Origin of the sequence: Actinomadura rifamycini DSM 43936, assembly GCF_000425065.1 — a bacterium.
In the GTDB taxonomy this organism is placed as follows: domain Bacteria; phylum Actinomycetota; class Actinomycetes; order Streptosporangiales; family Streptosporangiaceae; genus Spirillospora; species Spirillospora rifamycini.
The window spans coordinates 1-10,730 of record NZ_AULB01000003.1 but is presented as its reverse complement, the minus strand read 5'-3'; the positions used below and the strand labels follow the sequence as shown (position 1 = coordinate 10,730).

The window sequence follows — 10,730 nt, the reverse complement described above, 5'->3', positions numbered from 1 at the left end:
CGCCGGGGACGGTCGGTCCCGCCGTTCAGCCGGTGATGTGGGCGAGGCCCCGGGTCGCCTCCTGGAAGGCCGTGTGGACGGTGCGGGCGAGCGGCGGGGCGTACGGGGCGCCGCCGGGGGCGCCGGGGGGCGGGGTCGGGACGGCGCGTTCGTAGATCTCGTCGATGACGATGCGGGCGCGGCGGACGGTCGAGCCCCTGCCGTGCTCCTCGTGGGCGCGCGCCCAGGCGGGGCGCGGGCCGGTGGTGACGAGGCGGTCGACGGGGGCGATGAGGCGTTTGGCGAGGGCCCCGGCGATCTCGCCCACGATGACCTCCCGGTCGTCCGCGTCGGGTTCGGCGCCGGTCCAGCCGACCGGGCGCTGCAGGGCCCGGTACAGCGCGTACTCGAGGGCGGTGCGCAGGCTCGCGGCGGGGCGCAGGTCCTTGAACTCGTCGGTGTGGCCCTCCGCGAGACGCCGGGTGAGGGCCTTGACCGTGGACCAGTGCCGGCGCGGGACGTCCGGGGCGGGGGCGTCGCCGAGGGCGCCGCGCCAGCGGACGTGGAAGGCCCGCGCGGCCTCGACGACCGCGGCGGTGACCTGCGCGCGGTCGTAGACCGGGCGGGACGGGCCGGTCTCCGGGGGGACGGCGTCCGCGGTGAGGGCGTCGAGGAGGGCGTTGAGCTGCCCGATGGTGCGGCGGGCCGCCTTCGGGCGGGCCGGGTCGACCAGGTCGGGGGCGAGCAGCCGGTCGATGCCGCCGACGAAGAAGCGCGCGTCGTCCAGGCGGCGGCGCAGCACCCGCTCGGCGATGCCGAGCTCCTCCCGGACGTCGCCGAGGACGTTCTCCGCCGAGCCGAGGACGTGCCGCTCGCGGTCCGGGAACGACCGCAGGTTGTCGCCCCTGACCAGGTCGAAGTGGGTGAAGACGAAGAACAGCTTGCCGCCGTTGCCGGTCGCGGCGGCGGTGCGCATGACGGCGACGGGCGCGGCCTGCATCGGCTGCTGCGCGTTGTCGACGAGGACGATCGCGTCGACTTCGTCGAGCCGCCGCCGCAGCCGGGTGGAGACCTCGGCGACGGAGCCCGGCGCGTGGCCGAGGCCCTCGCCGTCGATGAGGACGAGCCGGGGAGCGCGCCCGGCCCACCGGGGGCGGAACGGGCCCGCCACGCGGACGCCGTCGACCAGCGGCGTCAGCAGGTGCCCGAAGAACGCCGCCTGGTTGCTGGAGAACCGGGTGATCACCCGCAGGAACTCGGCGCGGTCGTCGCTGCGCCACGTCCACGACACCGGCCAGCCGTCCGCGCGGCGCAGCTCGCCCTCGCCGAGCAGCGCGAACCGGTCGTGGACGGCGGCGAGGAGCGCCGCGACGATCCGGTCGGCCACGGGGGAGCGGCGCACGCGGGTCTCCAGTTCGTCCTCGACGGCCTCCGCCGGCGCGCCGGGCCCGAGCCGCGCGAGCTCCGCGCGGACGAACCGCCGCAGCTCCCGGACCGAGGTCCGGACGAGCTCGGTGGTGCCCGGGTCGGGCGCGGCGTCCGGCGGGCCCAGGGCCGCCGCGTCGTCGTCGAGGTCGTCGGGCTCGTCGGACGGGTCCGCGGCGCCGGGCGCGGCCGCGCGCCCGAGCAGGTAGCTGAACCGGAACCGCTGGCCGACGTGGTCGAGCAGCCGGTCCTGGACGATCCTTTCCGGGCGCTCCTCCAGCACCGCGCGGGCCGCCTCCCAGACGTTGTCGCGCAGGTGGGCGGCGACCTCGTCGCGGCCCGCGAACGTGACGGCCGCGCGGTACGGGCCGTCCGGCGTCAGGACCAGCTCGGTGTCGGCGACGGTCGTCTTGGCGGTCGAGGTGGACGGGAACCGCTCGGTCTCCGGGTCGGTGCCGAGCAGCTGCCGGACGACGGTCGTCTTGCCGGCGCCGGTGGTCCCGAGGAGCAGGACGCGGCGGTAGCCGGCGGCCGGGAGCGGCAGCAGGCCGTCCCGGACCGCGGTGTGGTCGGCGGGTTCGCCGGCCGCCGCGCGCCACTGCAGCGCCACGGCGTCGGCGATGTCCTTCGGCGGCTTCCAGATCCCGACCTCGCGGGGCGCGGGCACCGGCTCGGGGAGGAGGACCGCGTCCGCGAACCGCCAGTGGACGTAGCGGTCCCGCGCCCACGGCCCGCAGGCGCAGGACGGCTCGTTGCACACGTCCGCGAGCCGGGCGACGGCCACGATCGCGTCCCGCTCGGCCGCCTCCCGCGCGACCTGCGCCGGGGTGCGGCCGGTGAGCCGGGCGGTGGCCGCGAGGAGCCCGGAGTCCGCGGCGCGGCCCGCGCAGATCGCGAACCAGCCGCGCCGGTCGGTCGGATAGGTGCGGTTGTAGACGTCCTGGTGGCCGTGGGCGATGGCCCACGCGGCGGGCTGGGGGACGGTCAGAACCCAGGAGATCTCGCTCAATTCCACTCCCGTGATGACGACGGTTCGGGCGGCCGCGGGGCGCGTCAGCGTCCGCCCAGGGGGACGGTGACGCCGCCGGAGAACATCGAGTCGTGGAGTTCGATGGCCTTGAGCTTCACGTTCTTCGGGACGTCGAAGATGACGACGCCCTTCACCGAGTTCCCGGGGTTGATCTGCTCCAGGAACGACCGCGTGTCCCGGTTGCTCCAGATCGCCGCCTCGGTGTCGGCCTCGAACTCGCGCCCCTTCGTGTCGATGAGCGTCTGGTTCGTCCCGTCGAACATGCGGGCCTCGTCGCCGATGTTCTCGACGGTGATGTGGACGAGGACGTACTGCCCCTGCGCCTCCGAGCCCGCGTACTGGTTCCCGACCCGCGCGACGCCTTTCTTCACCTTGGTGACGGTGAAGGCGAACTTGCCGTCCCGGTACTCGCGCCCGATCCCGTCGGCGACCTTCGCCCCGCCCTTCCTGGGCTCCGCGCTCTTCTCCGAGTCCGCGCCCTTCCCGGTGCCCGCGCCGCCCGCGGCGGCCTCCTCGCCGCGCGTCCCGGCGGACCCGGCGTCCGTGCCGGACGACGTGGCCGCCGGGTCGGACGCGGTCGAGACGATCGCCCCGCACGCCACCATCAGGAACAGGGCCGCGACGCCGCCGACGGCCGCGTAGAGGCAGCCCTTGCCGCGCCGCCGGGGCGGGGGGACCGCCGGGTGCCCGTGCGGCGGAAGGGGCGGGTGCGGCGGCAGGTGCTGCGGACCGTGCGGGCCCGCGGGCTGCGGACCTGGTGCGGGGATTCCGTGGCCGGGATTCATGCTCTCTCCGTGGTTCTCGGCGGCACCTCGGTGTCGCGCCCAGCGCCGCGCTCGTCCAGCGAGGCGTCTGATGTTCACAGCAAAGCACAATAGCAATGTGAACGCAATCAACCGACGAATCGTCGCCCAAGCAGTCACCTTCATCGACGCGGATCCGCGATACCGTGAACCAGGTCAACCGGCCCGACCGGCCGGTACCGCTAAGGTGTGATCACTGAACGCCGCCTGAACGTCGGCTGGAGGGAGTGCTGGTGTGTCGAACGATGCGACCGTGACCGCTGCCGACATCGCCCGATTGGCGGGTGTGGGGCGCGCGGCGGTGAGCAACTGGCGGCGCCGGCACGACGACTTCCCGCAGCCGGTCGGCGGCACCGCCACCAGCCCGACGTTCTCCCTCGGCCAGATCGAGGGCTGGCTGCGCGACCAGGGCAAACTGGCCGACCCGCCGCTGCGCGAGCGCGTCTGGCAGACCCTCCGGCAGGCCGCCGCCGCCGACGTCGAACTGTCCGACGTCATGACGTTCGCCGGGGCCTTCCTGCTCTCCCTGCACGCGGACCCGTCCCTCCGGAACGACCTGTCCGCCTTCCCGGACGACCGCGCCGGCGAGGCGCTCGCCGCGGCCGTCCGCGCGCACACCGACCGGCTCCCCGCCTCCTTCGACGCCGCCGCCCACGTCCCCCTGGCGCGCGCGCTCGCCGGGCTCGCCGACGAACTCGGCACCGCGGACGCCTTCGAGTTCCTACGCACGCGCTACCTGGAGCACCACAGCCGCCGCGTGTACATGACGCCCGAACCGGTCGTCCGGCTGATGCTCGACTTCGCGACCGAAACCCCTCGCACCGTCCTCGACCCCGCCTGCGGCACGGGTGCGTTCCTGACCACCGCCCAGGACGTCTACAAGAACGTGCAAGAGCTCCTCGGGCAGGAGATAGACGAGACGACCGCGCGCATGACCGCGGTACAGCTCGCACTGCGCGGGGCCCCGGCCGAGGTCCGTCCGGGCGACTCCCTGCGCGACGACGCGTTCGCCGGACGCGCCGCCGACCTCGTCGTCACGAACCCCCCGTTCAACGACCGCAACTGGGGATACGAGGAGCTGACCGGCGACCCCCGGTGGGAGTACGGGCTGCCGCCCCGCATGGAGTCGGAGCTCGCCTGGCTGCAGCACGGGCTCGCGCACGCCGCGCCGGGCGGTCTCGTCGTGATGCTGGTGCCGCCCGCCGTGGCCGCCCGCCGCTCGGGCCGCCGCATCCGCGCCGAGCTGCTGCGCCGCGGCGCGCTGCGCGCCGTCGTCGGCCTCCCCGCGGGCGCCGTGCCGAACATGGCCGTCGCGGTCTCGGTCTGGGTGCTGCGCCGCCCCGCCCCGGGCGACCAGCCCGCCGACGACGTCCTGATGGCGGACGTGTCCGCCGAGCCCGGCGCGTACCACGAGGCCGCCGTGGACGCGTGGCGCCGCTACCTCGACGGCCGTCCGCAGCGCGGCGCCGCGACCGTCGTCCGCATCATCGACCTGCTCGACGACGAGGTCGACCTCAACCCCGCGCGGCACCTGCCGCAGCGCACCGCGCCGTCCGCCGGGGGCGCCTTCACCCGCGAACGCGAGCGCCTCGAGAGCGCCGCCGCCGCGCTGCCCCGGGCCGTCACCGCGCTGGACCTGCTGAGACAGGCGCGGGGCGGCGACGAGCCCGCGATGACGACGATCGGCGAGCTGGCGAAGGCCGGCGTCCTGCAGCTCCTGCGGGTGTCGCCCCGCATCCGGATGGACGAGGGCACCGTGCCCGTCCTCACGCTGGACGACGCCGCCCGCGGCCGGGGCCCGACCGGGGCCGCGGCCCCCGACGCGGACCACGTCCGGATCCGGGCCCGCGACATCGTCGTCTCCCAGATCGCCCGCCACCCCGTCGCGCGCGTCGCCGCCGAGGACGGCCCGGTCCTCGGGCCCGGACTGACGATCGTCCGCGTCGACCCCGCCCGCAGCGACCCCGACTTCGTCGCGGGCTGGCTGCGGCTGGGCGCCCGCGGCGCGAGCCTGCGCAGCTCCACCTCGTCCGCCCGGTTCGACGTCCGCCGCGCCCGGCTGCCCCGCCTCACCCTCGACGAGCAGGCCGGCTACGGCGAGGCGTTCCGCCGCCTCACCGACCTGGAAGCGGCCCTCCGCGCCGCCCAGGAGGCCGGCGACCGGGTCCTCACCCTCGGCCTAGAGGGGCTCGGCGCCGGCACCCTCCGCCCCCGCCCCTGACGGCCGCCCCCGCCGCGCCCGCGGCGTCCAGCCGGATCGAGCGAGGCCCGTTCATGACGGGCGCTGTGCGGCGGAGCGGTGTCGGCTGATGTTGCGTTGCAGCAGCGCGAGGGATTCGCTGACGCCGACGCCGCCGGACGTCGGCTCGGGGAGCCGGCCGTCCTCCCCTTTGAGGCGCAGGAGCGCCTGTTCCATGGCGGTGTGCGCGGCGAAGAGGCAGGGGGTGCTGTAGACGGCGACGTTCACCCCGAGCGCGGCCAGTTCCGGCAGCGACAGGCGCGGCGACTTGCCGCCGGCGATCTGGTTGAACAGCAGCGGCTTGTCGCCGATGACCTCGCGAATCCGGCGGATGCCCTCGATGCTGCCGATCCCGTCGACCAGGACGACGTCGGCGGCGGTGGCGGCAAGGGCCTCGGCGCGCCGCAGCATCTCCTCCCCGGTGGCGTCGGTCCGCGCCACCACCACCAGGTTGCGCCGGGTCTGCAGCACCGTCGCCAGCTTGTCCAGGTACTCCGGCAGGGGGAGGAGTCGCTTGCCGTCGACGTGGCCGCAGCGGCGCGGCCGTTTCTGGTCCTCCAGGACCACCCCGGAGGCGCCGATCAGCTCCAGTTGCTCGATGACGTGGCAGGCGACGTCGTTGTCGACATAGCCGTCGTCGATGTCGACCAGCAGGTGCCGGTGCGGGAAGGCCAGCCGCAGCCGCTGCGTGAACGCCACCATGTCCGGCCAGGCGATGAAGCCGATGTCGGGCAGGCCGTAGAACGAGGCGGCGAACCCGAAGCCGGACACGAACAGGCCGTCGTAGTGCTGCGCGGCCACCGAGGCCGAGAACATGTCGAACACTCCGATGAGCGGAGTGACCCCTTCCGCCGCGATGTCTCGCCGTAGCTCGTCCCCGTAGTTCACCCGTCACTCCTTCGTCGCGGGCGCCGAACCCGGACCGAACGAACACCCATCCCGCGCGGACCATGCTAACTCTATGAATTCATTTAACTACAAGCAGTAACAATGATGTGGCTGTCTTGAGACGCCCCGGGCCCACCTCCGGAGCGGGCGCCGCCGATGCTGTCAGCGCGCCGCTGTCGGTGAGCGGCCGTCGGGCCGCGCTACCTGCGCGGACGTGCGGCGGCGCAGGCTCGCCGCGCTCCGCGGACGCCGGTACCCTACGCACACGGTGCCGGGCGGACCCGCCGGCGTCCGGACCGGCGGAGGGAGGTGCGAGTGCGGCGCGGCGATCTCCTCGGAGAACGCGGACGGTACGAGCTGGACCAGGCGATCGGGCGCGGCGGCATGGGCGAGGTCTGGCGCGCCTACGACCGGTTCCTCGACCGCAGGCTCGCGGTCAAGTTCACCGTCGTCGGCGACGAGGCCCTCGCCGGGCGGTTCGAGCAGGAGGCGCGCAGCACCGCGTGGTTCGAGCACCCCGGCGTCCCGACCGTGTACGACTTCGGGCGGCACCGCGACACCGACCGCGGCCACTGCTTCTACCTGGTGATGCAGTACGTCGAGGGCCTCACCCTCGCCGACGTCGTCGACTCCCGCGAGCGGCTGCCGGTCCCGTGGGCGGCCCTGATCGCCGCGCAGGTCTGCGCGGTGCTGAGCGTCGCCCACCGGCGCCCGCTCGTCCACCGCGACCTCAAGCCCGGCAACCTCATGCTGTGCCCGGACGGCTCGGTGAAGGTCCTCGACTTCGGCGCGGCGGTCGCCCTCGGCCCCGACGACGTGCGCCGCACCACCACCGGCCTCGGCGCGCCCCACACGCCCGGCTACACGGCCATGGAGCAGGTGTACGGGGCGCCGAGCCCGCAGAGCGACCTGTACTCCCTCGGGTGCGTCCTCTACGAGATGCTCACCGGACGCCGAGTGTTCGAGGGAGCGACCCCGTACGAGGTGATGCGCCGCCACGAAACCGAGGACCCGGCCCCGCCCCGCCGGCTGCGCCCCGACATCCCCTCCGGTCTCGACGCTCTCGTCCTCGAACTCCTCAAGAAGCAGCCCGGCGACCGCCCCAGGGACGCCGAGGACGTCTACCAGCGGCTTCTGCAGTTCGTCTCCGCACTCGAACCGCTTCCGGGCATCGTCACGTCCCCGCCCGCGCACCTGTACGCGCACGCCGTCAGCCGCATCAAGGTCGCCGCGGCCGCGCGCCGCGTCGAGGAACCCGTCGAACTCCCCACCCGCGGCGAGGTCGTCCGGGCGCGCGAGGAGGCCGCCGTCCTCGCGGGCGAGGGCCGCTACACGCAGGCCGCGGAACTGCTCTCCGACCTCGCCGAACCCGCCCGGCTCGCCCTCGGCGACGACGATCCGGAGTGGCAGCGCCTGCAGGCGGAGCTCGCCGACGTCCTGTTCGACGGCGGCGACTACCGGCGCGCGGTCCACGCCTACCGTTCGGCGGCCGCCGACCTGGCCGAATGGGAGGGGCCGGACGGCCCGCAGGTCCTGCACTGCCGCGAGCGGGAGGCGGTCTGCCACGCCCAGCTGGGGGCGACCGGATCCGCGCTTCGCGCTCTGGAGGCGCTGCTCGGCGACGTCGCGCCCGGCCGCGGTCCGGACGACGCGCTCGTCCCGCGGCTCCGCGAGGAGATCGCCCGCGCGAAGCTCGCGGCGGGCCGAACCGCCGAAGCCCGCGAGGAGCTCTCCGGGCTCCTGACCGAGCTGGTGGGCCGCAACGGCGAAACCCACCCCCAGATCCCCGGCTTGAGGGCGCTTCTCACCGAGTTGAATTAGGCAAGAAAGGGCTGGGCCTGTCCGTGTACGACACGTACAGGTGGTCCCGCGCGCGCGTGCACGCCACGAACAGCAGGCACCGCTCCTTCTGGACGTCCTGCGCGTGCGCCTTCGGGTCCTCGTCCTCGCTCGTGAGGGCTTGGCCGGACGGCAGAGAACTCTCGTCCGCCCCCACGACCGCGATACAGCGGAACTCCAGCCCCTTCATCCGGTGCATCGTTCCGACCTGCACGCCGTCGGACGAGCCGGGCACCTGGCACGCGGGCACGCCCGCCGCCTTGAGCCGTCCAACGACCCTCTTCACCAGGAACACGTACCGCGCCGCGACCCCGATCGATCCCGGCTCCACTCCGTCGTCGATCCACGTCCGGACCTGCGCGACGAGCCCGTCCATCTCCGCGTCCGCGCTGCCGTACTCCCGGACGAGCGGGCGGCGTCCGTGCATCGGCGACCGGTACCCGTCCAGCGTGTCCGCGGAGTCGTCCAGCCCCTGGGCGGGCGCGAACCCCAGCAGCGGCACGGACCACTGCAAGATTTCCTGCGTCGTCCGATAGTTCAGCTTCAACTTCGTGCTGCGTCCCCGCACGTTGATGCCGAGGCTCGCCAGCGACACGTGGCTGTCGTAGATCCGCTGGTGCGGGTCGCCCACGATGAAGAGGTCGTCCGGCCCCTGCGCCACCAGCCGCCGCAGCAGCCGCCACTGCGTCGGATGGATGTCCTGCGCCTCGTCGATGATCACGTGGTCGTACTCCGGCGCCCCGGCCAGCTCCGCGGCCTCGTTCGCGAGCTGCGGGAACGTCGACTTCCCCGCCGCCGCGAGCCCGTCCATCACATGCCGGAGCGCCCGCCACACCACCGACCGCTGCGCCTTCCCGAGCGGCACCCCGCGCCCCGACCTGGTGCACGCGAGGTACTCCTCCTCGCTCTCCAGCCCCTGCGCGAGGACGACCTGCTCCCACTCCCGCTGCAGGAACACGGGGGAGTGGGCCGTCCCCTCCGCGGCCTCCTCCCACAGCCGGTCCAGGAGGTTCTGCGCGGCGATGGCCGGCCGGTGATGCCGCCCCACGATCGCGTACGCCAACGCGTCGACGTTCCGGACGTGCACCCGCCCGCGCACCTCGGGATCGTCCACCAGCAAGGCGAGTTGATCCCCCAGCGCCTCCGCCAGGTTCTTCGTGAAGGTCGTCAGCAGCACCCGTGCGCCGTCGCGCTCCGCCAGGAACTTCGCCCGATGGAGCGCGGTGACCGTCTTGCCCGTACCCGCCCCGCCCGTCACCTGCGCGGGCCCGTTGTACCGCTTGAAAGCGACCTTCCGCTGGACCGGGTGCAGGAAGACACGCCACGTCGCGAACGGATGGGCGAGCACGTCCCGGAGCTCCTCGGGCCCGTTGACGAACACGACCTGCCCGGGCGTCCGCCGCATCGCCGCCACGAGGTCGTCGGGGTCGACCTCCTCGGGCGACTCCTCCACCGGCAGGCACTGGGCGACCTCGGCCCACGCCTCCTGCGGGTTCATGCCCTGCACCAGCGCCAGCAGCGCGATGTACTGGGGCTCCGGCAGCAGCTTCTCCAGCGCCTGCAGGTGCGCCTCGTTCGTCAGCAGCCGGACCAGCGGGATCAGTTCCGCGTCGATCCCGAGCCGCATGAGGTCCTTGTCGAAGACGTGCTCGAACAGCCGGTACTCGGTCCCCTCGGCCGCCTTCTCCAGCGCGGGCGACATCTCCTCGAGGGCACCCTCGTCTCTGACCTCCAGGACGCCGAGCCGCCGGTTCACCGAGAACCTCCGGCTTTTGGCGTACTCGATCGCGTCGTCGTGCCCGAGCACGCTGATCAGGCAGTACACGTCGCCCTGATCGGGCGCGAGCACGACCCCGCGCCAGTACTGGTCGATCCGGATCGTCCGAATACGGGGGTCCCGCGCGTTCCGCAGTTTTTCCAGGTGCAGGCCCGCATGCGTGTGCTCCGCGAACTTCGCGAGCGCCGCGTCAACGCCCTTGCGCACCTTGGGCTCGAGCTTGGCGTACTGCGGCATGAACGAATTCGCAATAGCCAGCTCAGCCACTCCGCACGCCCCTCCCGCCAGAACCCAGGCCAAGGGGGCCATCCTAGAGATTCTCAAGCCCCCAGATGGTTGAACCGTGTACCTCCGGCCACCTCCGGTCACCGGCAGCTCCGCCACGACGGAGCCGATGCCGCGGCGACCCATGCCGCCGCGCCGCCGAGATCCGACCTGAGCCGCACTCCACACGGTGTCCAACTGCTCAGTGAAGCTTTTTCAACATGCGTTGAGCTCGCGGTTCTGGAGGACGTGGATGGCCTTGGCGAGGTGACCGGCCCGGTGGGGGCAACAACGTAGCTTCGTGAGGATCTTCCAGGTCTTGAGCTGGGCGTTGGCTCGTTCGCCCGGTCCGCGGAGCTTGGCGTGGGAGCGGTTGGCGTCCTTGAGTGGCTCGGGCTTGTTCTTGCCTCTGTAGGGCGTCTGGATGTGCGGATCGGCGCCGACGTAGCCCTTGTCGGCCAGGACCAGCAGCCCGGAGGCGGCCAG

General features: G+C 73.5%; 7 protein-coding genes. 2 read left to right on the top strand and 5 right to left on the bottom strand.

Going from position 1 to position 10,730, the window contains the following annotated elements; all coding sequences use genetic code 11:
- Nucleotides 1–25 precede the first annotated feature (25 nt).
- Nucleotides 26–2,413, bottom strand: coding sequence for a hypothetical protein (locus H505_RS38940; protein ID WP_051299950.1), 2,388 nt, complete (start codon nt 2,411–2,413; stop codon nt 26–28).
- Between the two features lie 44 nt (nt 2,414–2,457).
- On the bottom strand, nt 2,458–3,219 hold the full coding sequence (locus H505_RS0100030; protein WP_026400325.1) for a DUF4352 domain-containing protein: 762 nt from the start codon (nt 3,217–3,219) through the stop codon (nt 2,458–2,460).
- Nucleotides 3,220–3,490: 271 nt separating this feature from the next.
- On the opposite strand from H505_RS0100030, the gene H505_RS0100025 reads away from it, so the two are divergent.
- Nucleotides 3,491–5,458, top strand: coding sequence for an SAM-dependent methyltransferase (locus H505_RS0100025; RefSeq protein ID WP_034516043.1), 1,968 nt, complete (start codon nt 3,491–3,493; stop codon nt 5,456–5,458).
- Nucleotides 5,459–5,509: 51 nt separating this feature from the next.
- Here the strand turns inward: H505_RS0100025 and H505_RS0100020 are convergent, their stop codons facing one another.
- A complete protein-coding gene (locus tag H505_RS0100020) occupies nt 5,510–6,364 on the bottom strand; it encodes an isocitrate lyase/PEP mutase family protein (RefSeq protein WP_026400323.1) in 855 nt (284 codons plus the stop codon).
- Between the two features lie 315 nt (nt 6,365–6,679).
- Here H505_RS0100020 and H505_RS0100015 point away from each other — a divergent pair, with 315 nt between their 5' ends.
- The gene (locus H505_RS0100015) at nt 6,680–8,185 is read left to right on the top strand and encodes a serine/threonine-protein kinase (protein WP_026400322.1); all 1,506 of its coding nucleotides are present in this window, start codon (nt 6,680–6,682) and stop codon (nt 8,183–8,185) included.
- Here the strand turns inward: H505_RS0100015 and H505_RS0100010 are convergent.
- Nucleotides 8,169–10,247 (bottom strand): UvrD-helicase domain-containing protein, encoded by a 2,079-nt coding sequence (locus H505_RS0100010; RefSeq protein ID WP_026400321.1) that lies wholly within the window; start codon nt 10,245–10,247, stop codon nt 8,169–8,171. The two genes, H505_RS0100015 and H505_RS0100010, sit on opposite strands and share 17 nt — an antisense overlap.
- 213 nt (nt 10,248–10,460) lie before the next feature.
- A partial coding sequence (locus H505_RS0100005) for a transposase family protein (RefSeq protein ID WP_026400320.1) occupies nt 10,461–10,730 on the bottom strand: 270 nt, incomplete at its 5' end.